The sequence below is a fragment of the Actinomyces procaprae genome (assembly GCF_004798665.1).
Classification (GTDB): domain Bacteria; phylum Actinomycetota; class Actinomycetes; order Actinomycetales; family Actinomycetaceae; genus Actinomyces; species Actinomyces procaprae.
The window spans coordinates 3,062,080-3,087,675 of record NZ_CP039292.1; the positions used below are offsets into that span (position 1 = coordinate 3,062,080).

Annotated in this window: 22 protein-coding genes and 3 pseudogenes; 9 read left to right on the plus strand and 16 right to left on the minus strand. The window is 69.0% G+C overall.

Features of this window, described 5'->3' with window-relative positions; translation table 11 throughout:
- Positions 1 to 82 precede the first annotated feature (82 nt).
- Positions 83 to 865: pseudogene (locus E4J16_RS12525) on the minus strand (ISL3 family transposase); the annotation flags it as partial.
- 107 nt (positions 866 to 972) lie between these two features.
- On the opposite strand from E4J16_RS12525, the pseudogene E4J16_RS16290 reads away from it, so the two are divergent.
- Positions 973 to 2,026: pseudogene (locus E4J16_RS16290) on the plus strand (IS30 family transposase).
- On the opposite strand, the gene E4J16_RS12535 reads toward E4J16_RS16290, so the two are convergent.
- The gene (locus E4J16_RS12535) at positions 1,989 to 2,570 is read right to left on the minus strand and encodes a transposase family protein (protein WP_168709509.1); all 582 of its coding nucleotides are present in this window, start codon (positions 2,568 to 2,570) and stop codon (positions 1,989 to 1,991) included. The pseudogene E4J16_RS16290 and the gene E4J16_RS12535 overlap by 38 nt on opposite strands.
- Before the next feature lie 188 nt (positions 2,571 to 2,758).
- A complete protein-coding gene (locus tag E4J16_RS12540) occupies positions 2,759 to 3,043 on the minus strand; it encodes a DUF4230 domain-containing protein (protein ID WP_136314176.1) in 285 nt (94 codons plus the stop codon).
- A gap of 112 nt (positions 3,044 to 3,155) precedes the next feature.
- Between E4J16_RS12540 and E4J16_RS12545 the strand changes: the two genes are divergently transcribed.
- From E4J16_RS12545 to E4J16_RS12555, 3 genes are all read left to right on the plus strand, one after another.
- Positions 3,156 to 3,656 (plus strand): IS1/IS1595 family N-terminal zinc-binding domain-containing protein, encoded by a 501-nt coding sequence (locus E4J16_RS12545; protein ID WP_420809313.1) that lies wholly within the window; start codon positions 3,156 to 3,158, stop codon positions 3,654 to 3,656.
- A 39-nt stretch (positions 3,657 to 3,695) separates the two neighbouring features.
- The gene (locus E4J16_RS12550; protein WP_136314178.1) at positions 3,696 to 4,364 is read left to right on the plus strand and encodes a hypothetical protein; all 669 of its coding nucleotides are present in this window, start codon (positions 3,696 to 3,698) and stop codon (positions 4,362 to 4,364) included.
- Positions 4,365 to 4,811: 447 nt separating this feature from the next.
- Positions 4,812 to 5,495: an HAD family hydrolase gene (locus E4J16_RS12555; RefSeq protein ID WP_168709510.1), complete on the plus strand. Its 684-nt coding sequence runs from the start codon at positions 4,812 to 4,814 to the stop codon at positions 5,493 to 5,495.
- Between the two features lie 135 nt (positions 5,496 to 5,630).
- Here the strand turns inward: E4J16_RS12555 and E4J16_RS12560 are convergent, their stop codons facing one another.
- A complete protein-coding gene (locus tag E4J16_RS12560) occupies positions 5,631 to 7,292 on the minus strand; it encodes a lysine--tRNA ligase (protein WP_204519858.1) in 1,662 nt (553 codons plus the stop codon).
- Between the two features lie 262 nt (positions 7,293 to 7,554).
- Here E4J16_RS12560 and E4J16_RS15800 point away from each other — a divergent pair, with 262 nt between their 5' ends.
- Positions 7,555 to 8,493: a hypothetical protein gene (locus tag E4J16_RS15800; RefSeq protein ID WP_240038142.1), complete on the plus strand. Its 939-nt coding sequence runs from the start codon at positions 7,555 to 7,557 to the stop codon at positions 8,491 to 8,493.
- Between the two features lie 281 nt (positions 8,494 to 8,774).
- Here the strand turns inward: E4J16_RS15800 and panD are convergent, their stop codons facing one another.
- From panD to folP, 9 genes are all read right to left on the minus strand, one after another.
- Positions 8,775 to 9,230, minus strand: coding sequence for an aspartate 1-decarboxylase (panD, locus tag E4J16_RS12570; RefSeq protein WP_136192659.1), 456 nt, complete (start codon positions 9,228 to 9,230; stop codon positions 8,775 to 8,777).
- A gap of 337 nt (positions 9,231 to 9,567) precedes the next feature.
- Positions 9,568 to 11,379: a PH domain-containing protein gene (locus tag E4J16_RS12575; RefSeq protein WP_136314180.1), complete on the minus strand. Its 1,812-nt coding sequence runs from the start codon at positions 11,377 to 11,379 to the stop codon at positions 9,568 to 9,570.
- The gene (locus E4J16_RS12580; protein WP_240038143.1) at positions 11,376 to 11,894 is read right to left on the minus strand and encodes a PH domain-containing protein; all 519 of its coding nucleotides are present in this window, start codon (positions 11,892 to 11,894) and stop codon (positions 11,376 to 11,378) included. Before E4J16_RS12580 ends, E4J16_RS12575 begins: the two co-directional genes overlap by 4 nt.
- A 181-nt stretch (positions 11,895 to 12,075) precedes the next feature.
- Positions 12,076 to 13,068: a pantoate--beta-alanine ligase gene (panC, locus tag E4J16_RS12585; protein WP_136314181.1), complete on the minus strand. Its 993-nt coding sequence runs from the start codon at positions 13,066 to 13,068 to the stop codon at positions 12,076 to 12,078.
- Between the two features lie 9 nt (positions 13,069 to 13,077).
- Positions 13,078 to 14,067 (minus strand): Rossmann-like and DUF2520 domain-containing protein, encoded by a 990-nt coding sequence (locus tag E4J16_RS12590; RefSeq protein ID WP_136314705.1) that lies wholly within the window; start codon positions 14,065 to 14,067, stop codon positions 13,078 to 13,080.
- A gap of 59 nt (positions 14,068 to 14,126) precedes the next feature.
- Positions 14,127 to 14,615 carry a DUF3180 family protein gene (locus E4J16_RS12595; protein WP_240038144.1) on the minus strand — a complete coding sequence of 163 codons (489 nt, stop codon included), beginning with the start codon at positions 14,613 to 14,615 and terminating at the stop codon, positions 14,127 to 14,129.
- Positions 14,612 to 15,484, minus strand: coding sequence for a 2-amino-4-hydroxy-6-hydroxymethyldihydropteridine diphosphokinase (gene folK / locus E4J16_RS12600; protein WP_168709511.1), 873 nt, complete (start codon positions 15,482 to 15,484; stop codon positions 14,612 to 14,614). Before folK ends, E4J16_RS12595 begins: the two co-directional genes overlap by 4 nt.
- Complete coding sequence (folB, locus tag E4J16_RS16005) at positions 15,481 to 16,347, minus strand: dihydroneopterin aldolase (RefSeq protein WP_136314183.1); 867 nt, start codon at positions 16,345 to 16,347, stop codon at positions 15,481 to 15,483. Before folB ends, folK begins: the two co-directional genes overlap by 4 nt.
- A complete protein-coding gene (gene folP, locus E4J16_RS12610) occupies positions 16,344 to 17,225 on the minus strand; it encodes a dihydropteroate synthase (RefSeq protein WP_396027323.1) in 882 nt (293 codons plus the stop codon). The genes folB and folP overlap by 4 nt, the downstream gene beginning before the upstream one ends.
- A gap of 222 nt (positions 17,226 to 17,447) precedes the next feature.
- On the opposite strand from folP, the gene E4J16_RS12615 reads away from it, so the two are divergent.
- Positions 17,448 to 18,665, plus strand: a complete 1,218-nt coding sequence (locus tag E4J16_RS12615) for an ATP-binding protein (protein WP_136314184.1) — start codon at positions 17,448 to 17,450, stop codon at positions 18,663 to 18,665.
- 77 nt (positions 18,666 to 18,742) lie between these two features.
- Here the strand turns inward: E4J16_RS12615 and folE are convergent, their stop codons facing one another.
- On the minus strand, positions 18,743 to 19,318 hold the full coding sequence (folE, locus tag E4J16_RS12620; RefSeq protein ID WP_136192664.1) for a GTP cyclohydrolase I FolE: 576 nt from the start codon (positions 19,316 to 19,318) through the stop codon (positions 18,743 to 18,745).
- Complete coding sequence (gene ftsH, locus E4J16_RS12625) at positions 19,315 to 21,528, minus strand: ATP-dependent zinc metalloprotease FtsH (protein ID WP_136314185.1); 2,214 nt, start codon at positions 21,526 to 21,528, stop codon at positions 19,315 to 19,317. The genes folE and ftsH overlap by 4 nt, the downstream gene beginning before the upstream one ends.
- 356 nt (positions 21,529 to 21,884) lie before the next feature.
- On the opposite strand from ftsH, the gene E4J16_RS12630 reads away from it, so the two are divergent.
- Positions 21,885 to 23,066 carry an NlpC/P60 family protein gene (locus tag E4J16_RS12630; protein WP_136314186.1) on the plus strand — a complete coding sequence of 394 codons (1,182 nt, stop codon included), beginning with the start codon at positions 21,885 to 21,887 and terminating at the stop codon, positions 23,064 to 23,066.
- Positions 23,067 to 23,490: 424 nt separating this feature from the next.
- Here E4J16_RS12630 and E4J16_RS12635 read toward each other — a convergent pair.
- Positions 23,491 to 24,117, minus strand: a pseudogene (locus E4J16_RS12635) (IS1634 family transposase); the annotation flags it as partial.
- 38 nt (positions 24,118 to 24,155) lie between these two features.
- Between E4J16_RS12635 and E4J16_RS15190 the strand changes: the two are divergent.
- Together E4J16_RS15190 and E4J16_RS12640 are read left to right on the plus strand one after the other, a co-directional pair.
- Positions 24,156 to 24,530: a hypothetical protein gene (locus E4J16_RS15190; protein ID WP_168708096.1), complete on the plus strand. Its 375-nt coding sequence runs from the start codon at positions 24,156 to 24,158 to the stop codon at positions 24,528 to 24,530.
- A 14-nt stretch (positions 24,531 to 24,544) separates the two neighbouring features.
- On the plus strand, positions 24,545 to 25,198 hold the full coding sequence (locus E4J16_RS12640) for an RES domain-containing protein (protein ID WP_240038145.1): 654 nt from the start codon (positions 24,545 to 24,547) through the stop codon (positions 25,196 to 25,198).
- The last annotated feature ends 398 nt before the right edge of the window (positions 25,199 to 25,596 follow it).

Here is a 25,596-nt window from a genome sequence, read left to right on the forward strand (position 1 = left end):
GCAAGTGCCTCGGCCGTCCCTCTGGAGGCGCCAGACAGACGGCAGAGGCACAAATCATGCACGCTATTTCGGCTCTTCCGGTTTAAGGGTGTAGTAGCTGGTTGCGGAAGCCTCCGGCGTGGATGAGGCTGCGTACGGTGTAGTTGGTGAGGTTTCTGAATCCGAGGGCGATGCCGCGTAGGTGTTCCAGGCGGCCGTTGGTGTTCTCGGTGGGGCCGTTTGAGGTGCCGGGGTGGTCGAAGTAGGCGATAATGTCGTCGCGCCGCTGGGCCAGGGTCTTGCCCAGCGACTTCAGCTCTCCGAGGGCGTCAGGCACGCCGGTGGTGAGCGAGTCGATGACCTTGCTCATCAGCTGCTTGCCTTCGGCGGAGGTCTTGGCGCGGTAGGCGGCCACAATCTTCTGATAGACCGCCCAGGCGGTCTCTACCGGCGTGTTCTGGGGGTCGGCAAACAGTTGTTCGAGCCGGTCCCAGCCGCTGTCGGTTACCAGGCCCGCCCCGGTGCGCAGCAGCCTGCGGGCCTTGTACAAGGGGTCATCCTTACGGCCCCTACGGCCGGTGGTCTCGCGCTGGGCGCGGCGCCGACAGTCGTCTAGCTTGTCCCCGGCTAAGGCGACCACGTGGAAGGGGTCCATGACCTCGGTCGCCTGGGGCAGGGCCTCGGTGGCGGCGGTCTTAAACCCTGTGAACCCATCCATGGCCACCACCTCGATCCGGCTGCGCCAAGCCTCGGACTGGTTGTCGAGCCACTGCTTGAAGACCTGCTTGGAACGGCCTTCGACCATGTCCAGCAGCCGGGAGGGGCCCGTCCGGTCGCGTACCGGAGTCAAGTCAATGATGACGGTGACGTACTTGTCGCCCCCCCGTTGTCTATGAAGAAGTGCAACACCGTGCCTACTAGCCTGGGTTCTGTGAGGAATCCGTTGGCTTTGGAGAGGAACGGTGCTGCACCGTGTGTAGAGGATACCGGCACTTGAGCGGTGAGGAGCGTGATGTGATTCAGGCGATGCTCCCCACTCATTCGCTGCGGCAGATCGCCACCGCGCTGGGCCGCAGCCCGGCGACTATCAGTCGGGAGGTGGCCCGCAACTCCTGGCGGCCCTCCCACCTGGCCGAGGCCTACAGGCCCTACCGGCCCGCCAGGTTGAAGACCGACTGGTGGACCGGGCGGGCATATGTGGCCTCCCGCGCCGAGGCGGCTGCGCGCTCACGCCACCACGGCCGGCGTGCACGCATGAGTCATGACCCCCTGGTCGCCTATGTAACCGAGCGGCTGCGCCGGGGGTGGAGCCCGCTGGTGATCAGCGGCCGCCTGAGGCTGGACCACCCCGATGATGAGCGGATGCGGGCCTGCCCGGAGACCATCTACGCCTGGATCTACGTCACCCAGGATCGGGCCGCCGGCCTGTCCGGCTACCTGGCCAGGGCTCACCGGCGCCGCCGCCACACCGGCGGGCGCAGGACGGTTGGCTCCCCGATCCGTCTGCGCGTGGGTGTCAGCCACCGGCCCAAGCAGCGGATGAGCGCTCCCAGGCGGGTCACTGGGAGGCCGACTCGTGATCTGCAAGCATGGGGTCATCCACACCCTGGTGGACCGGGCCACCCGGTTCATGCTCACCGCCCTGCTGCCGGACAAGACCGCCGCCGCCACTTCCGCCGCCCAGACCCGCCTGCTCGATGGCCTGCCCACCCATATGCGCAGGACGATCACCTACGACAATGGTAGTGAATTCGCTGCCCACCACACCCTGGTGGAATCCCACGGGGTACTGACCTATTTCGCCGACCCCTACAGCTCCTGGCAGCGGGGCACCAACGAGAACCGCAACGGCGTGCTTCGCCGCTACCTGCCCAAAGGCACCGACATCACCCACCTGGACCCAACGGAACTAGCCGACATAACCACCGAGATCAACAACCGCCCCCTACGGGTCCTGGGCTACCACACACCAGCCGAAGCCCACCAACAAGCCCTGACCCAACATACAATCAAAACCACCAACCCCAGGCGTTGCACTTCAACCTAGACAACGGGCCCCTGCGGGTGTGCCGCCAGATATGCTCATCCACCCCGATGACCTCCACACCCTCCAGACGGCTGGGGTCCTTCAGGAGGGTGTTCTTAGCCCGATCAAGGACGGCGTCGCCCTCGGTGTCCCAGGACACCCCCAGCGCTGCCGCTACACGGGCAACGCTCATGAACTCCACTCCGATGGCCCGGATCGCCCAGTCCACGGCCGCCAGAGTCAGGGCAGCCCGCTTGGCCGCGGCACGAGAGGCATCCTGCCTCCACACGCGTTCGCATCCCTGGCAGCGCCACCGCCGCAACCGCACCAGCAGGTGGGTTGGCCGCCAGCCCACAGGTACGTGCGCCAGCCGCCTGGTCACGGTCCCCACCGCCACACCCTGGGCCCCACACCGTCTACAGAACGCATCCTCCTCCAAGGCTCGCAGGCGGCACTCCACCAGCGCCCGCTCCTGCTCCAGGCACATGCCGGTGGCGGTAAGCCCCAGGGCATCCAGGCCCAGGAAACTAGCAAGATCAGGGGCAGCAAAGGTAGTCTCGGCCATGTCGAGGTCTCCATGATCGGTAGTGTTTAGAAGCCCACCAATCATCGGGGACCTCGACCCACACCCACCATCCCGACACGCGCACCCGCGACCACCCCACCACCACACCCTCAAACCGGAAGAGCCGCTATTTCACAACCGGGCGCACACAATCCTCTCCTCGAAGATCGCGTGAAGAAACCGCAGGACTACTCAGACCACACCACAGTGACCGTGTAATCGCCCTGACCGGCACCTGTCAGCATGCTCTCAACGTGAGACGTGAGGAGCTCTTCAGCGCGATTCTTCGCCTTGTCCAACAGCCCTCCGTCGATCGCGATTTGCTTAACAGTGCTCTCCTCATCGGCGAGAAATGTGGTGACATCATCAACACCCAACCGGTTGACCAGGCTGAAAGTCTGGTCGTACGTATTGACAGTAGCGGGGTCAATCGATGATGACAGCACCTCAACAGCAGGCGCATTCAGCGTCACGGACTTGCCCTCATTGTCGAGTTATCGGCGCGAATGTGTGTGTAGGATCGGGGGTTTTCGTTGAAGTAGTGGGGGAAAGTCGGAGTTAATTGGGGGTGGGGCATGATTCAGCATGCCTCGCACTAACAGGCCGCGTTGTGTGGTATGCGGCTCCGGGATGATTCGTAACGGCTCCACCACTGCTGGGCACCCGCGCTGGAGGTGCAAGGACTGCGGGGCCTCGACCACCAGACGCCGGCGCGACCAGGCGCCAGCCCAGGACGACCCCACGCCCGGGCAGGTAGAAGACTTCACCATGTTCCTGGCATGGGCGGCCGGCAGTCGCTCCCAGGCCGAGGCCGCCGGCGGTAGTGACAGGGCGTTTCGCCGCCGGACCGCCTGGTGCTGGGACATCCCAGTTCCCAAGCCGCCGGTTACTGGCGAGATGCACTCCCAGGTGTTCGTCGACGGGGTGTGGCTGGCCCACAAGTGGGTGCTGCTGGTAGCCCGCAGCCCCACGCACGTGATCGGCTGGCAGTGGGCCGCGTCCGAGAACTCCGCCGCCTACGCCGCGCTGCTGGCCCCATCGCCCCGCCCGACCTGGTCGCCACCGACGGGGCCGGCGGCGCCTTGAAGGCAATCGCCGCCACCTGGCCGGCACCCCCGTCCAGCGGTGCTGATCCACGTACACCGCGACACCGTCCGAGACCTGACCCTGCACCCCAAGACCACCCCCGGCAAGGCCCTACTACGCCACTCCAGAGCCCTCCTGAGGGTTTCCACCACCGAGCAGGCATCGAAGTGGCTGGTGACTCTGAACGACTACGGCACCCAGTACCGGTCCTGGCTGAACCAGCGCACTACCGCCGAGCAGGACCCCCAGACCGCCGCCCGCACGGGCCGCAAGTGGTGGTACGCCCACCCCCGGGTGCGCCGCGCCTGGCGGCGCCTGGAACGCCTAGCCAAGCAAGGCCAGTTGTTCGCCTACCTCACCACCCCGGACGGCAAGCCCCGCCCCACCCCCGCCGAGCGCACCACCAACCCCGTAGAAGCCGTCAATGCTCAGGTCCGCGACCGGCTGCGCCACCACCGCGGCGCCACCCCCGACCACCAGGCCGCCATCGCCGAGTGGACCCTACACACCTACACCCAGGCACCGGCCACGCCCGCGGTGATCCTGGCCGACTGGAACGCCCAAGGCCGCCCCAAGCGCACCCGCACACCCAAACCCAAAACAAACAAGCCCGCCAGCACCAATCAGCACCCCGCCGGATGGGGCACCACACCCACCCCCGAAGAAGGCCTCTGGGCCCGCAAAGGCTGGGCCGGACGAACCAGCTAGAACACCCCGACACGCCCGAACCACACACACATTCACGCCGATAACCCTCATTGTCCACGTCGATCGTTATTGTTGAAATATCGGCGATTCCGGCCTTCACTTCGCCAGCATAGGTTATCAAGAAGGAGCCATCAGTCATAGGGACCTCCCAGGCTAGGATTTTATTGCCTTCCTTGGAGTACTTGCCGACATTAGTATAATTGTACTCCTCGGTAGCCAGCTCGGCGATATCATCGAACGATGCGGCGATCGTCGTCGAGTCCACAGCATACCTCCTGCCCCAAGTTCTCTCACCACGCCCCTGACCCACCCCGTCCCTGGCCGCTCCCCCAATGGCATCACCGCAAGCGGCGCGCCGCCAATCCGCGTTCACGCTCTCAGCCGTCCTTCCATCCCCATGCGGCGGGCGTCGCACGCCTCGGCGTGACTCGGTGCGAGACTCCCCCTATGGCCGGCACGGTTATTGTCTTTGACATCGACGGGACGCTCATGGACCACAGGGCGGCGGCAGACGCAGGCCTGGACAGTTATCTTCGCCTGATAGGGGCCGAGCCCACGGAGTCACTGCACGACACCTGGATTCGAGCAGAACGGAAGCACTTCACGGCATGGCGAGAAGGTGAGCTGACTTTCACCGAGCAGCGACGCCTACGCATGGCGGACCTGCTCAACGCGCTGGGGAAGACCGTCGGCGGCGAAGCGCAACTGGACCAGCTCTTCGATTCCTACCTGGCAGAGTACGAGCGCGCCTGGCGGGCCTACCCCGACGCGCCGCAGTGTTTGGAGGAGCTGCGCAACCGCGGCTTCAAGCTCGCGGTGCTCAGTAACGGCGATGCTCGGCAGCAGGGCCGGAAACTTGAGCGGATCGGCGTCCGCAAGTTCTTCTCCTGCGTGCTCACCTCGGACTCCTTGGGAGCCGCAAAACCTAACCGGGAGGCATTCGACCGGGCAGCCGAGGCGTTGAACGCACCGAGTGCGGAACTCACCTACATCGGCGACGACGTCGAACTCGACGTGCTCGGTGCACGCGCCGCTCGCTGGCAGGCAGTTCACCTGGACCGGTTCGACACCGGCCATTTCCAGCCCTGCGTCAAGTCACTGAGTGAACTGCCAGCGCTCCTTGACCGGTAACGCCAACAGAAGTGAACCCGCTCCCGGGCATGACCTGGCCGGCGACCGCTAGGCCCCTAGGCGCGGCGTGACCGAGCCGGGGAGGCGAGTTTCGCCGTCGTCGTCGGGCGGGCCGACTAGACCTGCCCTGCCAACTCAGCCGCGCCGCACCAGGGGGAAGGTGATGGTCTCGCGGATGCCCTGACCGGTCAGGGCCATGAGCAGCCGGTCCACACCCATGCCCATGCCGCCGCAGGGCGGGAAGCCCTGCTCCATGGCCACCAGGAAGTCCTCATCCAGGACCATGGCCTCGGGGTCGCCCTTGGCGGCGGCCAGCGCCTGCGCCTCGAAGCGCTCGCGCTGAATGACCGGGTCGGCCAGCTCGGAGTAGGCGGTAGCGGTCTCGGTGCCGCGAATGTAGAGGTCCCACTTCTCGGTGAGTCCCGGACGTGAGCGGTGGTAGCGGGTCAGCGGGGAGGTGTCCTCCGGGAAGTCGAAGACAAAGGTCGGCTCCCACAGGTCATTGCCGACCGTCTCCTCAAAGATGTCCTCCACAATCTTGCCGGCCACGGCGTAGTCGTCGACCTCCAGGCCGAGCCGCTCCGCGATCCGGACCAGCTGCTCGCGCGGCGTGGCGACGGTGATCTCCTCCCCCACCGCCTCGGATACGGAGGTGTACAGGTCGAGCCGGCGCCACTGGCCGGACAGGTCGTACTCGGTGCCATCGGCCAGGCGCACGATCTCCTCACCCTCACTCAGGTCGAAGGCGTCGCGGGCCGCCTGCTGCACCAGGTTCTGAGTCAACTCGGCCATGCCGTTGTAGTCGGAGTATGCCTCGTAGGCCTCCAACGCGGCGAACTCCGGGGAGTGGGAGGAGTCCATGCCCTCGTTGCGGAAGATCCGGCCGATCTCGAACACCCGGTCCACGCCGCCTACGACGGCACGCTTGAGGTAGATCTCCGTGGCGATGCGCAGGTACAGGTCCATGTCCAGCGCGTTCATGTGCGTGACGAACGGCCGGGCGGCGGCACCGCCGTGAATCGCCTGCAGCACCGGCGTCTCCAGTTCGACGTAGTCGCGCCCGTAGAAGTTCTCCCGCAGGCTGCGCACCACGGCCGCCCGGGTGCGCACCATGTCGCGGGCGGCCGGGCGCGTGAGCAGGTCCAGCTCCCGACGGCGCACGCGCTGCTCCTCCGAGAGGGTCACCGCCTCTCCGGCCTCATTGGTCCAAGTCTTCGGCAGGGGCCGCAGCGCCTTGGAGGCAAGCTGCCAGGCGGGGATTACGACGGCGTCGTCGCCCAGTTCGGACAGTTCCGCGTCGTCAAGGCCCGCGCGCAGCTCCGGCTCGGCGAACACGGACAGCTCGCCGCGCCGGGAGGCGCCTACGTGCCCGTGGACGAACAGGTGGTCGCCGAGGTCGACGTCGGTCTTGAAGGCGGCCAGGGTCCCGTGCCCCTGGCCGGGCAGCGACTTGGCCGACAGCATCGCCTGGAGTGTGGCGCCGGCGCCGTCCTGCAGGGTGACGAAGCACAGGCGGCCGGTGTTGCGCAGGAACACGACGCGACCCGCAACGCCGACGACATCGCCCGTCTCCTCGCCGGCCTGGAGGTGGCCATAGTGCTCCCGCACGGCCGCGATGGTGGTGGTCAGCGGCACGGAGACCGGGTACGGGTCCCAACCCTCCTCGCGCAGGCGCGCCCGCTTGGCCGACCTGATCCGGAGCTGGTCGCCGGACGACGGCGCGGCCGACTGAGGTGTGGGCCGGGCCGCGTCGGTCTCAGGTGCGGGGGGCTGCTGGTTCACAGGCGCATCAGTCACGCGCGCGAGTGTAACCGTTCAGCCCGTCCGGCCCACATCCGGGCTGTCAAGGATCAAGTGGCGGGCGTCGTCAGTGGCCCACCTCGAGCAGCGTGCCGCGCCTCCACCGACCGCATTCCCGTCGTCTGGCGCCGGCCTGATCGCCTTCCGGCGCCTCGGCCCACGTCAACAGGGGTGGTGACAGCACGCCCCGGAGCAGAGTTATCCACAGGGAGGCGATCGGTACTACCCGACTTCGCCGTCACAGCATCATCATTCATGTATGGAAGCCGAGCTCGAACTACTGCTGGAACGCGTCACGGCGCTACACGGCGCGGCATACGAGGACGAGATAGGACTTCGCCAGGAGGATCGGAGCCTCGTCCAGCGCGCGCTGGCCGCCGAGCTGGTCTACCGGCCGGCTCCCCGATTCCTCGCAGTCCCGGGCACGGACCCGCGCATCGTCAAATGCCGGCAGTTCCGTGCACACCTGACCTGCGCGAGCGCCGCCGAAGTGCTCGGCTACCCGATGTGGAGCAAGCCCGACTCGTTACACCTGGCGGTGCCCAATAATCGCGGAGTCCGGTCCAGCCCGCACCGCGACTTGAGCGCTGTGGTCGTACATCGGAGAACACGGCTCACACCGATGACGGTGGACGACTTCCCCTTGGTGGTTCCGGCCGAAGTCGTAGCCTGCTGCTTGAAATGCCTTGACGAACTCGATGCCATATGCGTTGCGGACGCTGCACTCCACCGTGGCGACACCACGAAAGAGGAGGTCGCGGAGCTTCTGACCGGTCGTTACAGCGCCAGGGCCAGGCAACGGTTGGAACGCGCAGAACCTGCTACACGGTCCCCCTTGGAGACTCGTACCAGGCTCGCACTGCGCGACATCAACCTGTCAGTGGACACTGGAGTGATCGTCGAGGGGGTAGGGGAGGTTGACATGCTGGTCGAGGGCTGGCTGATCGTCGAAACGGACGGCTGGGAGTTCCACTCGTCAAACGAGCAGTATGCACTTGACCGCCATCGGGACCAGGCCGCACTCGCTCAAGGGTTCGTGCCCATACGGTTGACGGGGCAGGATGTTGCGGCCGGAGAGGAGCGCATTCGCCGCATAGTCGCGCAGGCGATCCTGGGTGCCGCACGCTCAGATCGCGTTACCGTTCCCAAGAACCCCGGAATCATGCGGAATCTATGTCGGGCCGCGGGGGCGCACTGAGTCTCCTGCGTGCGCCAAGGCTGTCGGCGCACGCTGGAGCCATATCAGCGAGCCGCAGCAACTTCCAGCCAACCATCACTTTTCCCTGAAATCTCGCCAAATTGGGACATGGCGCGCGCCATTGCCTTCGTCCCTGAGCGTGCGCCGCCCCTCGGCCCAAGGTGCGCGAGTCGTCAGCCGTGGCACGCAAAGGACGAATCCGGAGAATGTTCCGCCAGTTGTCGTCGGGAAGCGAGGCCGGGGTGTCGGCTCCGCTTGCCCAGCCGTGGACACTGCGCAGTTCAGCCGCGCACCGCAGCGATGGGTACGCCGGAGGACCGCAAGCCCTGGAGGCGAGCCACGTCGGAGTCGACGGGTACCTGCCCGGGCTCGGTGCCACGTTCAACGATGTGGTTGTCCGCGTCCACGAACACCACGTGCGGCAGGTAGGTGCGCGCCTCGTCGTCGCTCAGTTGGGAGTATCCGATGAGAATGATGATGTCGCCCGGGTCCACCAGGTGAGCGGCGGCGCCGTTGATGCAGATCTCGCCCGCGCCGCGCTCACCTGGGATGACGTAGGTGGACAGGCGGTTGCCGTTGGTGCAGTCGCAGATGTCCACCCGTTCCCCCGGCAGCAGGTCGGCCGCGTCAAGCAGGTCCGCGTCCACGGTGATGGAGCCGACGTAGTCGAGGTCGGCCTGCGTCACGGTGGCGCGGTGAATCTTGGACGTCATCATCGTCCGAGTGCGAGTGCTCATCGCTAACCAGCGTAGACGCAGCGTAGTCCCCAACCACCATGTCGTGACCGAGGAGACAGGGTGAGGAGGACAACGGCCCCTGGACATCCGAGAGGAGAGCCGCTGGGTGCCGCCGCAACATCAACCGACCTCAGCGGTCACAACTACCGACCTCGGCGGTCATAACTACCGATCTCGGCGGTCATATCAACCGACCTCGGCGGTCATAACTACCGATCTCGGTGGTTATAACTACCGATCTCGGTGGTTATAACTACCGATCTCGGTGAAGAGAAGCGCCTCGGGGGTGCGGACGCCCTTCAGGGGGTGCGGACGCTTCAGGGGGTGCGGACGCCCTTCAGGAGTTCTCGGTGGCGCGGGCGAGCCAGCGGTCCAGCCGTTCTTCGCGTCTGCGCCGCAGCGCCCGCTCGGAGATGACACGTTCAATGGCGGCGGCGTCGTTCAGGTCCAGGTTGCTCAAGGAGCGGCCGATCTCCGCATCCACCATGTCCAGGTGCAGCGCAGCCAGGGAGCGGCGCCGCGCGCAGGGTCCCTGCACCAGCCGCAGCGACTGGATGCGCTCGTAGGGGATCACACTGACACGCCGCCGCCACCGCCCGAGCCGCAGCACCACGCAGGTGTCGGTAAGGGCGATCGCTTCGCGCCGCCACGCCAGCGGGGAGAACAGGCGCCCACGGGGACTTATGCGTATGAACCCGCGCCCGGCGGCGCCGACGGCCAGGGCCTCGTCGCCCGCACCGTCCTGGCCCTGCCCGGTCAGGGCAGATTCCAGGAAGGCGTCGGGATCGGCCACACCCAGGTCGGGCACCACCAGCCACAGCGCCCGCAGGGCCGTATCACGCCGCCCCACCGGCAGCAGCACGTTAGCCCCGCTGTTCTCCACCGTCCCGGAGGACTTGGTCTCAGCAGCGCTGCGCCCGGCCACACTCACCTCAACCCGCCACCAGTCGGGACCGCGCCACAACGGCCCCTGCGCGATCTGCACGCCATGGACCCGACCGGGAGGGAGCGTGGAGGAGGTCTCCGCGGTCAGCCCGAAGCGCGTTCGAATCCCCGCGGGCGCGGCCGCAGCCCGGAAGCGCCACCCCTTGTCGAAGCGGCTCCACGCGTATGCCCCGAAACCGAACGGTATGGTCAACATAGGCAGCACGCTGAAGAACACCGCCACTGGCCTGTTGTCCTGGAAGGCCCCGATTCTCAGCCACACGGCCAGCAACACCAGGAAGCTGACCGACACCGCGACGGCGGCAAGGGTCGCTCCCGAGCGCAGCATCGAACCGATCAGGATGCGGGTGTCCACCTCATACAGGTAGTGCTCGGCGGCGGACAGACGCTCCCCCGGGATCGGCTGCGCGGTCATGGCATCCTCGAACCCGTGGGGCACCGACCGGCCCGCCGTCCCGTCGGTGTCAACGAGGCAACTGCGCGGCCCCGCGTCCCCATTCGGTTCGTCGGCCTCGCCAAGCCGCTCCATCCCCGCACCCGCGGTCGCATCCGGCTCCGCCGCCTCGCCCCCGCCGTACAGCTGGGCTCCGGCCGCCAGCGTCAGGATCTGCTCGCGCAGTTCCTCCAAGTCGCGCGTCCGCAGGAAGCCGATGGTGACATTCGAGTCCCCGCCCCCGGCGACCTCCACCTTCAGCCGCCCCAGCCCGAAGATACGGCCCAGCAGCGGGTGGACGATGTCGACGGACTGGATGCGCGGCAGGCGCGCGGTGCGCAGTTGCCGGTTGAGAACTCCCGTGCGCAGGTAGACGGCATCGCGGTCGACGGCGAATGCGCGCATCCGCCATGACAGCCACAGGCCCAGGCCGATCACCACGACCACACCGAGGACGGCCAGTGCCGCCCCCGTAATCAGCCGCGGCGATACACGCGCCTGTACCTCTTGCAGCGCCGAATAGGCGTCGCCCACGTACTCCACGTTCTGCCAGACCAGGATGGCCAGTACGGCGGTGATGCCCTTCCACCCCTCCAGCAGCGGGGTAATGGGGTGCACCCGGGACCACTTGGCGTCGGGTGGGAGGGTGATGCCGCGTTCCTGGGTGGTCGGGTTCAGGTCATCGCGCCGACGCCGATCGCCGGGCCTGGGCGGGACGGTGGCCGCCCGTGGCGCGCCGGGGTCGCCGGATGTGAGCGGATGCGTGCTCATAGTCCGGCCATCCTCTGCTCGCCGCGTTCGGACAGGAGGCGCCGCAGGTTCTCCGCCTCGGCTACGGGCAGTCCGTTGATCGTCGCGTCCGTCGACGCCGACGCCGTGTGGAGTTTCACCTCTGCGATGCCCAGGTGACGGCCCAGCGGCCCCTGGGAGGTGTCCACGAACTGCATGCGCCCGTATGGGATGACGTTGATTCTGCGGAACATGATGCCCTTGCGCCACAGCAGGTGGTCATCGGCCATGGCGTACCCCATGGCCCGCACCTGCCGGGGGATGAGCCACAGCTCCCATACGGTGAGGACGACGACCAATACCGTCCCGATGTGGAACCAGGGACTCGCCCAAATACCCGCGGCCACGAAGCCGATCAGGCACACGCCGTTGAATACCAGGTTGGAGACCAGGCGCGCGGTGATCAGCCGTGGGGATACGGGCCGGAAGTCGACGCCGTCAGGGGCGAAGGGGTCCGCCGTCGGTAGGGCAGTTGGGTGCGGGAGAGTTGGGGACATGGGGGCTCCTGATGCTGGATTCCCACCGAGCATCGCAAGCGTGGCCGCCGTGATGCATCCTCCCACGGGAGGAGCGGGCCGACCCCGTGGATCCTCCCGGGGAACGTCCGCGAACCCGGCTCCCGGCCGCCGGAGGGGGCGACGGCGCCTTAGGACTGGAGGGCGCGCCCGCGGGGAGGGGTCAGAGCAGGTCGATCAGCGTGTTGTCGATGAGCCGGGTGGTGCCCACGCGGGCGGCGACCGCCAGCAGTCCGCGGCAGGAGGCGCCGCCGGGCGCGCCGCCCCGCCCCGCGCCCCGCGGCCCTGCCTCCGGCTGCGCCTGCGGTTCCAGGCCGAGCCCGGCCCCGGCCAGGTCGACGAAGGAATCCGGGTCGACGACGGCGACGTAGTCGACCTCCACGCCCGCCTCGGCCTCAAGCACCTGCTGGGCGGCCGCGCGCACCGTGGCGGCGTCGGCGCCGGTACGGGCGGCGGCACGCCCGGCCTCCAACGCCCACGACAAAGCGAGCGCGTGCCCGCGTTCGGCATCGGACAGGTAGGCGTTGCGTGAGCTCATGGCCAGGCCGTCGGTCTCGCGGCGGATGTCGACGGGCACGATCTCAACCGGTACCGCCAGGTCGCGCACCATGGCCTTGACGACGGCGAGCTGCTGGGCATCCTTGCGGCCGAACATGGCCCAGCGCGGCGCGGTCAGGTGCATCAGGGCGAGCACCACCTGGCACACGCCGGCGAAGTGGGTCGGGCGGGTGCGTCCCTCCAGGACGGTTGCCAGCGGACCGGGTTCGATGCGCACCTGCGGGTCGCCGTGGGGGTACATGACCTCGGGGGTGGGGGCGAAGACCACCAGTCGCCCCACCGCGAGCGCGCCGTCCGCACCCGTCAGGACGGCGGCCAGGCCGTCCAGGTCCGCCTCGAGGGTGCGCGGGTAGGCGTCCAGGTCCTCCCCGGGCGCGAACTGGAGCGGGTTGACGAAGATGGTGACGACTATGGTGCCGTCGGCTCCGACGCGGCGGGCGGCCTCGCGCACGAGGTCGAAGTGGCCCTGGTGGAGGGCGCCCATGGTCATGACGACGGCGCGGGGGGCGTCGTCGCCGGCCAGGGCGGAGGCGAGGTCTTCGCGGGTGCGGGCCAGGACGGTGCGGGTGGGAGCGTCCGGGGTGGTTGAGGCGGTCATGGGGTAACGCTAGATGATCTGCTCCGGGGGCTGCCCGGCGGAGTCCTCACCGTGGTCGCTCAGGACCTCACGCAGGGCGCGCACCTGCTGCGCCCCCAGCGCGCCGGTGGCCTCGCGACGGGCGACGGTTGCCCGGGCGAGCGTCAGGTAGGTGTCGACGACGTCGTCCAGCGGGCGGCCATTCGCGTCGCGCAGCTCGGTCAGGGCCGCCAGGTGGGTGCGCACGGTGCCGGTGTCGCCGCGCGCCACCGGCCCGGTCAGGCCGGCCTCGCCCTCGCGCAATGCACGATCGAGGGCGATGGACAGCAGTGGGGCGAGGGTGGCGGCGCCGTCCTCCACGCCGGCGGCGGCCAGGATGCGCACCGCCTGGCCCACCAGGGTGACCAGGTGGTTGGCGCCGTGGGCGAGGGCGGCATGGTAGGCGGGGCGGGATTCCTCCGGGAGGACGAAGGGCTCGCCGCCGAGCTCGACCGCGAGCGCCTGCCCGATGGGCAGGACGGCGGCGGGTGCGGTCACCGCCATGGGGCAGCCGATCAGGCGGGCGACGTCGGTGGAGAAGCCGCCGAAGGTCATGGCCGGGTGGATGGCCAGCGGTATGGCGCCGCAGCGTCGCGCCGGTTCGAGCACGCCGACGCCGTAGGCGCCGGAGGTGTGCACCACCAGCTGGCCGGGCTGCCAGCGCCCGAGCTCGGCCAGGCCCTGTACCAGGTCCGCAAGGGCGTCGTCGGGGACCGCCAGGAGCACCAGTTCGGCACGTTCAACAATGTCCTCCACGTCGAGGATGGGAACACCGGGAAGGAGCAGTTCGGCCCGTTCCCGGGAGGACGCGGAGACGGCGTGCACGCCGATGATCTGGTGGTCCACCGACCTCAGGGCCGAGCCGAGCACCGCGCCGACCCGGCCGGCACCGATGATGCCGACGCCGAGCCTGCCGGGGCGCGGTGAGTGCGTCGACGGCGTCCGAGTGGATTCGTGGTCTGCGGGGGTGTCGGGGTTCATGGGCATGGAGCGATGTTCTCACGGCCGTGGTCCCGGGCGGACAGCGGCCCGGGCCCGGTTCAGGCGGCGCTGCCGTGCGGCGAGGAGCCGGGATGCAGGTCATCGTCGTCGTCCTCGCCGATTGCGCACCAGTGCTCCACGAGCAGGCCGATTGCGGTCCACAGCGCGCATGCGGTCAGGCAGGCGCCCGCGGAACGGGCGAGTGAGGTCATGGCCGGCGAGTCCAGGTTGAGCAGCGCGACGAGGAGCCCGCCGGCGTACACCCCGCCGACGACCGCGCCGACCCGGGCGGATGCCTGTGCCGCAGCCGCGGTGGTGGCGGCCCCCGGGGGAGTCATCCAGGTGGGTTCGTGCTCGCGTAGGCGCCGGACCGCCAGCCCGGCGATCAGCACGATCGCTGCGATGGCGGCGGCGACGACGGCGCCCCAGGGCGTCAACGAGGCGACCCAGCCGCGGTGGCGCAGCATGAGGTCGGATGCCGCCCAGGCGAGCACGCCGGGGCCGACGAAGCACGCGAGGACGGTCGTCCAGCGCGTGCGTCGCATCATCGGTTCTGGCCGTTGCGGCCGATTACGTCGTTCCAGTTGGGCGGGGCGGCCCAGACGTTCTCATCCTCATCGTCACCGGTTCCGCTTGCTGCACCGACGCTGCCGTAGCCGGCCCCGTTAAGGAAGCCCGGGGTGGCCGGCGGCTCGGGTTGGGCGGCGGGGGTGGCGACGGGTTCCGCCGCGTGCCGTGCGAAGGGCTGCGCGGGAGCCGACGGCTGCGGCTCGGGCGCCGCGGACTGCGCGGGAGCCGACGGCTGCGGCTCGGGCGCCGCGGACTGCGCGGGGGCCGGGACGACGGGTGCGGGGGCGTCCGCCTCGTCGGCCTCCTGCGCCTCGGGCGGGGCGACGTACTGCCCGGTCGGCAGCGCGGGCAGGTGGTCGGAGTCGAGCCAGTCGAGGGCGAGCCAGCGCACGCCGTCGCGGTCGGGGGCGACCTCTGCCAGGGCGGCCACGGACTGGTTGCCGATCTCGGCGAAGGGATCGGCCTGCGCCCAGGGGGTGAGCACGAATGCGCGCTCGGCGGCACGCGGGTGCGGGAGCGTGAGCTCGGGGTCGGCGGAGGTGACGGACTCGTAGGTGATGATGTCCGCGTCGAGCGTGCGGGGCCCCTGCGGGCGGGTGCGCACGCGCCCCGCGGCGGCCTCCAGGTCCTGGCATACGGCCAGGACTTCACGCGGGGCGAGGGTGGTGGTGGCCAGCACCACCGTGTTGAGATAGTCGGGCTGCTCGTCGCCGTCGGTGGTGACGGCGGCGGTGCGGGCCAGCGGGGCGACGGCGGTCACGGTGATGCCCTCGGTCTGCCGCAGCGTGTTCACCGCGGTGCGCAGGGCGGGGACGACGCCGCCGACGTTGCCTCCCAGGGCGATCACGAGTTCCGCGGGCGCCTGGGGGCGCAGGGACAGCGGGTCGACCGGGGGCTGGGGCGCAGGGGGCGCGGGGGCCGCGAGCGACTCCGGCGCGGGCGCGGCGGAGGGCGCCTCCGGGTGGCAGTCGGCTGGGCGGCGACTGGCGGCTGGACGACGGGCGCCGGTGCCGCGGGGAGCGGGACCGCCGCATCGACCACCGGTGCCGCGGGTGCTTCCGGAGCTGCGGCCTCGGGCCGGGGGGTGAGTGGCGCGGCCATGCCGTAGGCGGTCGGCGCCTCCGCCTGCGGCGGTGGGGCGACGGCGGCCTCGTCCTCGGCGGCGTCGGCATCCGCCTCCGCGGCCGGGGCCGTCGTCTCCGGCTCCGCTACCGGCGATGCGGCTTCCGGCGCGGGGCCGGCCGCAACCGGCTCCGCGACCGGCTCCGCCACTGAGGCGGGCTGCGGGACGCCAGCGGACTCGGGGGCCCGCTCCGCCGCGGAGTCGACGTCACGGAAGATGCTTACGGACACGTCGTCGAAGGCGACGTCCAGCGGCGCCTGGGGCTTGTGCACCGTCACCTCCACGGCAGTGACGCGCGGGAAGGCGAGCACGGCGTCACTGATGCGCTCGGCCAGTGTCTCGATCAGCCCGACCGGCTCGCCCTCGATGATACGGACGACGGCCTGGGCCACGTCCGCATAGTTGACGGCGTCGGTCACCGAGTCGGTTACCGCCGCGATGGCGGTTCCGCGCTCCCCCAGGAACACGGTGACATCCGCCGTGAACAGCTGCCCCTCGGTGCGCTCGAAGGGGAGGAGGCCGTGGTAGCCGCGGGCGGACAATCCCTTCAGGGTGATCCTGTCGGGGCTGGCGTAGTTGGTGCTCATCGGTTTTCCTTCCAGAGGGAAGCGGTGCGGACGGCGTCTCGGTTGGCCGGGACCTCGTGGACTCTGACGGCCCAGGCGCCTGCGGCGGCGGCCAGGGCGGTGGTGGCGGTGGTGGCGGCGTCGCGTGCGAGCGGGTCGGCTGCGGCCTCGGGTACGGTAACGGCGGCCAGGAAGCGCTTCCGTGACGCACCGACCAGGACGGGGTGCCCCAGGTCCTCCGTGAGCCGCCGGGTGGCGGCCAGCAGCTGCCAGGACTGGGCGTGGGTCTTGGCGAAGCCGAGGCCCGGGTCGATCACGATCTGCTCCGCGCGCACCCCGGCGGCGGCGAGCTCCGCCAGGCGCTCGCGCAGCTCCGCCTCCACCCCGGCGACGACGCCGCCCGGCCCGTAGTCGGTGAGGGTGTCCATGGTTGCGGGGTCACCCCGCCAGTGCTGGCAGATGTAGACCACGCCCGCCTGCGCGACGACCTGGTGCATGCCGGGGTCGGCGAGCCCGCCGGAGACGTCGTTGATGATGCGGGCGCCGGCGGCCACGGCGGCCGCGGCTGTGTCCGCGTGCAGCGTGTCCACGGAGACGACGGCGTCGGCCTCCGCCAGGGCACGAATGACCGGCAGCACACGGGAGCGCTCCTCCTCCCCGGTCACGGCGGCCGCGCCGGGGCGGGTGGACTGGCCGCCGATGTCCAGGATGTCCGCGCCCTGCGCCAGCAGCTGACGGCCGTGGGCGACGGCGAGCTCAGTGGTGTCCCAGCGACCGCCGTCGGAGAAGGAGTCCGGGGTGACGTTGACGACTCCCATCACCAGGGTCCGTCCGGCCGCAGCGGCCGCCGTGAGTGCCTGCGGCAGCGGCGCCGGAGCCGCGACGGGGATCGTGTTCACGCCCCCAGGCTATCGGACGCCACGCGATTCCCCCGGATTTCAGGGGCACAGTATGAAAAGACAATCCGGGGCGGGGCGTACGGCAGGCCCTGTGGGCGGCCCGGCTCAGGCGCGGCGGCCCAGCACCAGACTCATGGCCTCGGAGCGGGTTGGGGGCTATTCACCACCACCGTCATTTTATTAGAACACAATAAAACGTAGTAAAACTAGTAAGATGCCAACATGGACAACGTGAACAACCCGTACACGCCCAACGCCGGAGCCACCCCCGAGGCCCTGATAGGACGCGACGGGCAGACCAAGGACTTCTCTGACCTGCTTGAACGCCTGAAGCGCGGACGCACCGACCAGTCCATGATCATCACCGGCCTTCGAGGCGTCGGCAAGACCGTGCTGCTCAGCCGGTTCGCTGAGATCGCAGCGCGAGCGGGCTGGGAGGTCATCGAGATGGAGGCGTCCAAACACGACGAGAGCGCGTTCCGGCAGATGATCTTCGCGAAGTTCCGTGCCGCGCTCCTGCACCTGTCGCCCCGGCGCAGGTGGGGCGAACGCGCTCGACATGCGGCGGCGGTGCTCAGTTCCTTCATGCTGTCCGTGGACCCGGAGGGGAGCATCGCCTTGACCTGGGACGTCCCGGCATCTGATGGATACGCGGACAACGGCGACCTGGGCCTCGACCTGACCGACGTGTTCCTGGCTGTCGGAGAGGTCGCCAAGGAGAAGGACACGGGCGTCGTCATCCTCATCGATGAAGTCCAGTTCCTCAACAAGATGCAGTTGGAGTCCCTGATCCAGGCGGTCCACAAGTCCGTGCAGAAGAAGCTCCCCATCACCTTCGTCGGTGCGGGCCTACCTCAAATCGCCGAGCTCGCCGGTGATGCCAAGTCCTATGCCGAGCGTCTGTTCACATTCCCGCGGATCGACTCGCTGACCGAGCAGGAGGCGCGCCGCGCCATCATGGAACCCGCTCAGGCGGAAGGCGTTACTCTCACGCCCGAAGCGGCGGATCGGGCCGTCGAGATCACCCACGGGTACCCGTACTTCCTGCAAGAGCTGGGCTACCAGGCGTGGATCGTCGCGAAGGATGGTCGGATCACGGCAGAGGACATCTCTACCGCACGCGAGGCCTACGAGGCCAAGCTGGACAGCTCCTTCTTCAGGGTGCGCCTCGACCGAGCCACACCGCTGCAAACGGCGTACATGCGCGCAATGGCCGAGCTGGGCCCGGAGCCCCAGAAGGCCTCCGAGGTCGCGTCCCTTATGAAGCGCGAGTCCTCCCAGCTGGGCCCCATCCGCTCACAGCTCATCGAAATGGGTCTGCTCTACACGCCTCAACACGGGTACGCCGCGTTCACCGTGCCGGAGTTCGACTCCTTCATGCGGCGCGCCGTCCCCGAACTCGATGTGCCTGAGATACATCGCCGACGTCGCCGCAGGTGAATGCGCTGCACCTGCGAGCGCCCACAGCATCCACCGCCTCAGCCGCCTGAAGCGCCCCCAATCGACGTCGGTCCCGCTCAGGCGCGGCGGCCCAGCACCAGGCTCATGGCCTCGGAGCGGGTTGCGGCATTGTGCATGACGCCGCGCACCGCACTGGTGACGGTGTTGGCACCGGGCTTGCGCACGCCGCGCATGGACATGCACAGGTGCTCGGCCTCGATGACGACGATGACCCCGCGCACACCCAGGCGCTCCACCATGGCGTCGGCGATCTGGGAGGTGAGCCGCTCCTGGACCTGCGGGCGGCGGGCGTAGCCCTCCACCAGGCGGGCGAGCTTGCTCAGGCCCGTGACGCGCCCGTCCTCACCGGGGATGTAGCCCACGTGGGCGACCCCGTGGAAGGGCAGCAGGTGGTGCTCGCACACCGAGTACAGGGGGATGTCCCGCACCAGCACCATCTCCTGGTGGTCGGCGTCGAATACCATCTCCAGGTGCCGGGCCGGGTCCTCACGCAGCCCGGAGAACATCTCCTCCAGGGCCCGGGCGATCCGGTCGGGCGTGTCGCGCAGCCCGTCACGGTCCGGGTCGTCCCCGATGGCGGTCAGCAGGTCCCGGACGGCGCGGCGCACGCCGTCGGCGTCGTAGCCGCTCACCACTGCCGCCACTCCTCGGGCCGCCCGTCGGAGTCCGGCTGCTGGACGGCACCGGCCGACCGTTCGCCGCCCGCGCCCTCCGCCGGGTCGTCGGCCGTGTCGGCGGCCGCGTCGACGGCGCCGACCGACTCGGACGCGGCCCGGGCCGCCTTGGCCGCGTGCCGGTCGGGCGCCTGCGCGGCGGAGGCGAAGGTGGCGGCGACGTCGTCGGTCAGGACCAGGGCGTCGTCGGAGTGCCACAGGGGGCGGCGCGGCTGCTTGATCACGGGGGCGAAGATCTGCTCCAGGTCCTTCTCCAGCAGCGTCTCCTTCTCCAGCAGCTGGGTGGCGAGCTCCTCCAGCACGTCCCGGTTGCGCACCAGGATCTCCCAGGCCTCGCGGTGGGCGGCGTCCATGAGGGCGCGCACCTCGGCGTCGACCGTGGCGGCGACGTCCTCGGAGAAGTCACGGCTGGTGGCGTTCAGGCCCAGGACGGTCTCATTCTCGGTGGTGCCCAGGCGCACGGCCCCCACGGAGCTGGTCATGCCGTAGTCGGTGACCATCTTGCGGGCGGTGGCCGTGGCCTTCTCAATGTCGTTGGAGGCGCCGGTGGTGGGGTCGCGGAAGACGATCTCCTCCGCGGCGCGCCCGCCCATGGCGTAGACCAGCTGGTCGAGCAGCTCGTTGCGGGTGGTGGAGTACTTGTCATCCGCGGGCATGACCATGGTGTAGCCCAAGGCCTTGCCGCGCGGGAGGATGGTGACCTTGGTGACCGGGTCGGAGTAGGCGCTGGCCGCCGCGCACAGGGCGTGGCCGGCCTCGTGGTAGGCGGTCACGGCCTTCTCGTGGTCGTTCATGACGCGGGTGCGTTTCTGCGGGCCGGCGATGACACGGTCGATGGCCTCGTCCAGGGCGCGGTTGTCGATCAGCTGCGCGTTGGAGCGGGCCGTCAGCAGCGCCGCCTCGTTGAGGACGTTGGCCAGGTCGGCACCGGTGAAGCCGGGCGTGCGCTTGGCCACCTGGTCCAGGTCGACGTCGTCGGTCATCGGCTTGCCCTTGGCGTGCACGCGCAGGATGGCGGCGCGGCCGGCCATGTCCGGGGCCTCTACTGAGACCTGCCGGTCGAAGCGGCCGGGCCGCAGCAGGGCCGGGTCGAGCACGTCGGGCCGGTTGGTGGCGGCGATCAGGATGACGTTGGTGGTGGCGTCGAAGCCGTCCATCTCCACCAGCAGCTGGTTGAGGGTCTGCTCGCGCTCGTCGTGCCCGCCGCCCATGCCGGAACCGCGGTGGCGGCCGACGGCGTCGATCTCATCGACGAAGATAATGGCGGGGGCGTTCGCCTTCGCCTGCTCGAACAGGTCCCGCACCCGGGAGGCGCCCACACCCACGAACATCTCCACGAACTCCGAGCCGGACATGGAGAAGAAGGGCACCCCGGCCTCCCCGGCGACGGCGCGGGCCAGCAGGGTCTTGCCGGTTCCTGGCGGGCCGTACAGCAGCACCCCCTTGGGGATCTTGGCGCCGACCGCCTGGAACTTCTGGGGCTCGGAGAGGAATTCGCGGATCTCCTCCAGCTCCTCCACGGCCTCGTCCTCACCGGCGACGTCGTCGAAGGTGACGTCCGGCATCTCCTTGCTGCCCACCTTGGCCTTGGACCGCCCGAAGCCCAGGGCGCCGCCGCGGTCACCGCTCATGCGGCCCAGGAGCCACCACATGAAGCCGATGAACACCACCATGGGCAGCACCAGTTGCAGCAGGGAGGACCACCAGCTGGTGGTGGGCACCACCGAGTTGTAGCCGCCGGAGGGGTTGGCGGCCTGCACGAGCCGGTTGACCTGCCCGGCCTGCGCCTCGGTGTAGGTGAACTGGACGCGGCGGCCGAGGTTCTGGTCGGTCTCCCCGGAGCGGTTGGCCTTGCTGGTGTAGTCGGCGGTGAGGTCGAGCTCTACGCGCTGGGTGCCGTCGACGACGGTCACGGACTCGACGGTGCCGGCACTGTCCTGGAGGATCGCCAGACCCTCGGAGGTGTCGATCGTGCGGTACCCGCTGGCGGAGCTGAGCAGGGCCCAGCCCAGCAGGACGAGCAGCACGAACGGGGCGATCCACAGCAGCGGGTTGCCCAGGGCCGCGCGGCGCCGCCCGGGCCCCTGCTTGGAGCCCCCCTTGTCTGCGCCGCGGCCGCCCTGCTTAATGGAGCGCGCCACCACGCGGATCTGACCGGAATCGTTCATCGGCGTCTTGTCCCTTTCGCACGTCTGACCGCTCCGACGCTAGCGGAAACCACCGACACGTTCCCCCCGAACCTGCACGTGTTCGCGCCGGGCGTGGCCGGGGATCGGCGCAGGCACGCGGATCCCCGCCGACTATGAGGCCGCAGTGTGACCAAGTCGTGGAAGACACCGACGATAAAGAGTTGGCAAAGGGACGGTCGAGTCGTCTAACGTGTCAGTTACGTGCTCGACCGGTCCGGTACCTGAACCAGGCCGGGCACACCCCCGATGACCGGTTCGGACCGGCCCCTGATTCCCGGGGAACGGCCCACACCGCAACGATACCCGTTGCCAAGATGCACAGGAGACCCTGAGTTTTGTCGCCAATCCGATCACTGCGCCGATGTGTCCCCATCACCCTGGGAGCATCCGCCACCATTGCACTGTCCATAGCCGCCGCCCTTCCGGCGGCCCCCGCCCAGGCGGCAGTCCAGTTCGACACCACCCTGGACCTGATGTCCGCATCCGGACTGTCTGGCACCGTTTACACCGCGGGCGATGAGTTCGCCGACGACGGCGCGGGCATGAGCTTCTCCGTCTCGGATACCCTCCCGGACGGGATTGAGGGCAACATCGCCATTCCCCTTGCTGACGACACCTACGCGGTGCCGCAGGGGCTGCCCACCTCACCCACGCGCACCACGGACTCCGCCGCCGTCGAGGACCTCATCTCCCGCGCACAGACCTTCTACGACGCCGGCAGCCAGCTGGTCTGGGACTCCAGTCGGCCCACGCCCCTCACCGGGACGGTCGTGCACTCCAGCACCACCGCCCCCTACGGCGTGACCTGCTCCACCTTCGTGAGCATGGTGCTGCTGGGATGGGACTACGACCACACCACCTACGTGTCCGATCAAAACACCCAGGTGGGCTACGCCGTCGACTTCGGGGTGGACCCCACCACCTCGAAGATCTGGCGCGCCAACAACCTGGCCAGCTGGTTCTACGCCAACGGAGACCTGTGGATGGAGACCGGCGCCGATGGCGACAGCTTCGAGCGCGGTGACATCCTGTTCTTCTCCCAGCAGGACCCGGAGGGGCGCATTGACCAGGTGCGCTCGGGCACCGAGTCCACCTACTTCGGCAACGTGTACCACGCCGCCATTTACATGGGTGACGGCATGCTGATCCATTCCACGGGCACGGGCGACGGCGTCAACATCACCACCCTGAACCCGGTGCTCAAGCAGGACCTGTCCTTCGTGGCGCGTCCGAGCTTCACCGCCGAGGCCGCCAACACTGGCGAGTCCGCCGGCTCCGGGAGCGGCACCTCCGGGAGTGGCACGTCTGCCGGGCAGGGCTCGGGCACGCAGTCTGCTCAGAGCAGCGCCGCACCGACTGCGGCTGCCACCAGCGGCGCACAGAGCAACAGCCAGGGTGGGACCACCGGGACCGCGAGCCCCGGCAATGGCAACAGCGTCCGCGCGGTGACCCCGGTGTCTCCGAACCGGCGCTACTCTCGGCCAGTTGCGGACAACCGCAGCTGGATGTCCCGCTGAGCGTCCCGGCTCGGCTGCGCCCCGAAGGAGCACCACCCCGACGGACGCACAGTCGGCCGTGAAGTACAAGCACCGCAGGCGTGGGCGGCGGCAAGGTCTGAGACTTGCCGCCGCCCACGTCGTGCTGCCTAGGGGCCAATGGGGCTCTTCCGGTTTGGGGGTGTGGTGTCTCGGGCTGCGGCATGACTGCTGCCGATGTCCTGGGGCATGGGGTGGGGTGGCGTGGGGTGTCTGGTGCGCCGGCTGGGCGTTAACAACGCTACTTAACGCTCTGCTGTATACCCCAGGGGCCTTCAGCAGACGGTTAACTGGCGTTGTTAACCCCGAAGTGGCGTTGCAGACGGCGAAGCGGCGCAGCAGACGGCGAAGCGGCGCAGCAGACCGGGAAGTGGCGCAGTAGACCGCCCCGCTCCCGGGCGCCGCCGGAGCTGTCGGCAGCCAAGTGCAGCCAGCAGCCTATCTGTAGGGGCAAGCCCGTCCGGTCCACCAGCAGCCCCACAATGACCTGCGGGCCCCGCCCGCCACTCCTTGAAGTACCCCACCCGCCGTAGGCGGCCTCCTTCTCCGCCCCGAAGTACAGGGTCGTCACGCCTGCAGGCACCGACTTAGGTCGCCGCAGCCGGTGACGTGCCGCAGGCAAGCGTCCGCGATCCGTTCCCGCCACTGGCGGCCCGCGCAACGGGCCAGGGACCGGAACAAGGAGCGCGGGGTCACGGCGTCAACTCCGAGCTCGCCCAGCACATCGGGGACCTGCTCCTTACCGGTTGGCTCGACCAGCCGGGCCAGCACCACCTGCCTGAACCCCTCACCCCCACCAGTGGCCTCACCCAGCCCCAGGGCCGCATACGCGCCACACAGCACGTCCCACAGCAGGGCAGAGCGCTGCCCGACCACTACCGCCGGCGCGGCCTGGCGGGCAGCCCGAGGGGTCAGGTAGACCAGGTCCAGCACACCCTGGCCTCCCCGGATCTTCTCCCGCCCAGCCTCCACCAGGGCCGCCAGCTCCGCCTCACCCGTGCGCCGAGCCCACGTGCTCCACAATCCGGCGCAACCTTGTCGGCGACATGCGCACGACATATCATTGACTTCATGACTACTTCGGCACTGATCCAGGCACGTACGGCGCACCGTCGCACGGCGACGACGGATTGGCGCACGATGACCAATACACTCGTCGACAACCTTGGCTCCGGCATGGTGTCCTTGATTGTGGGAGTCGCGCCGGAGACGATCACCCGATGGTCGCGAGGAACGTCCGCGAACCCCCGCGAGACCAACGAGCGCCGCATGCGGGAGACCTTCCGCATCTACCTCGAGTTGGCGGCCACGGACTCCCCACACACGGTGCGCGCGTGGTTTATGGGCTCGAACCCCGAGCTCGGGGACGACTCCCCCGCGGAGGCGCTGGCGGAGGACCGCTTCAAGGAGGTCTTCGCCGCGGCCCGATCCTTCCAGGCGCAGTAGTTTCGCGGTCTACCGTGCTGTGCGAACCGACGGGCCCGTTGTACCGTATCGGCAGGGCAGAGGCGCCGTTCCACTTCTCCGAGATCACGCCGGAGGTCTCTGGCCTGCCGAATGCGGGCAACCGGTTCGATGTACTCGGGGGCGGCGTCATGTATGCGGCCAGCACCCCCACAGGGGCTTTCGTTGAGACGCTGCAGTCCTTTAGGCCGACGACGGCGGCGCGGGCGGCTGTAGCGCGCGACACCCCGGGATTCATGATTGCCGGATCAGTACCCCGGGACTGGCGTGAACGACGTCGGCTTGCACGGCTTACCCTGGAGGAACCGAGCCCGTTCATTGATGTGGAGAGTTCCGACGCCTGGCCGGTATTTGAAGATGCCCTTGCCCCCGAACTATGCAGACTCGGCATATCGCGTCTGGACATCGGCGCCGTCCGCGGTTCTGATCGGCTAGTGACTCGCCTGCTAGCACGCTGGGCGTATCTCGCCTCGCTGGCGTCCGGCGAGCCTGCGTACGGCGGTGTTCGGTACATGTCGAAGCTCGGTCCCTTCGAGTGCTGGGCAATCTTCGACGGCGTCCAGTGGAACCCTGCGGGCCAGAGCAGAATCACCAAGCAGGACGCCGCCTATCGGGAGGCCTGTGCCCTGCTGGAACTGGTGGCGCACTGACCCGGCGGCAGGAGCTCCGAGACCGACCCGGCGTGGACGCGACTTCAGGGAGCCGCCTGCGTTGCCGTTGACACCATCAGCCCGCATGCTTCCGGCCACACGCCGACCATTCCCGGCTGTTCGTGTTTGTGGGTGTGGTTGGTGGGGGTGGGAGTTGTCGGCTGGGGTGCGGGGTCGGGCCTTGTCGTTGACGCCCGCGTCGCCGGGTGCGGGCCGGCCGGGGCGCCGGGCGTGTTTTCCCGGGTGGGATCTGGCGCGTAGGCCGGCGCGGGGCCTGACGGTTCGTACCTTTGGCTGACGGTTCGGCACATAGCGCCGACGATTCGTACCTTCCGGCGACGGTTCGGCACCCAGGGGTACGTACCGTCGCCGGAAGGTACGAATCGTTGACCAGAAGG

What these genes read in the sequence shown, in the direction of transcription:
- E4J16_RS12535 (WP_168709509.1), bottom strand. Translation starts at nt 2,570, where the DNA reads ATGGCCGAGACTACCTTTGCTGCCCCTGATCTTGCTAGTTTCCTGGGC.
- E4J16_RS15190 (WP_168708096.1), top strand. Translation starts at nt 24,156, where the DNA reads ATGACTACTTCGGCACTGATCCAGGCACGTACGGCGCACCGTCGCACG.
- E4J16_RS15800 (WP_240038142.1), top strand. Translation starts at nt 7,555, where the DNA reads ATGGAAGCCGAGCTCGAACTACTGCTGGAACGCGTCACGGCGCTACAC.
- folB (WP_136314183.1), bottom strand. Translation starts at nt 16,347, where the DNA reads ATGAGCACCAACTACGCCAGCCCCGACAGGATCACCCTGAAGGGATTG.
- E4J16_RS12615 (WP_136314184.1), top strand. Translation starts at nt 17,448, where the DNA reads ATGGACAACGTGAACAACCCGTACACGCCCAACGCCGGAGCCACCCCC.
- panD (WP_136192659.1), bottom strand. Translation starts at nt 9,230, where the DNA reads ATGAGCACTCGCACTCGGACGATGATGACGTCCAAGATTCACCGCGCC.
- ftsH (WP_136314185.1), bottom strand. Translation starts at nt 21,528, where the DNA reads ATGAACGATTCCGGTCAGATCCGCGTGGTGGCGCGCTCCATTAAGCAG.
- E4J16_RS12580 (WP_240038143.1), bottom strand. Translation starts at nt 11,894, where the DNA reads ATGTCCCCAACTCTCCCGCACCCAACTGCCCTACCGACGGCGGACCCC.
- E4J16_RS12575 (WP_136314180.1), bottom strand. Translation starts at nt 11,379, where the DNA reads ATGAGCACGCATCCGCTCACATCCGGCGACCCCGGCGCGCCACGGGCG.
- E4J16_RS12555 (WP_168709510.1), top strand. Translation starts at nt 4,812, where the DNA reads ATGGCCGGCACGGTTATTGTCTTTGACATCGACGGGACGCTCATGGAC.
- E4J16_RS12595 (WP_240038144.1), bottom strand. Translation starts at nt 14,615, where the DNA reads ATGATGCGACGCACGCGCTGGACGACCGTCCTCGCGTGCTTCGTCGGC.
- E4J16_RS12590 (WP_136314705.1), bottom strand. Translation starts at nt 14,067, where the DNA reads ATGAACCCCGACACCCCCGCAGACCACGAATCCACTCGGACGCCGTCG.
- panC (WP_136314181.1), bottom strand. Translation starts at nt 13,068, where the DNA reads ATGACCGCCTCAACCACCCCGGACGCTCCCACCCGCACCGTCCTGGCC.
- E4J16_RS12545 (WP_420809313.1), top strand. Translation starts at nt 3,156, where the DNA reads ATGCCTCGCACTAACAGGCCGCGTTGTGTGGTATGCGGCTCCGGGATG.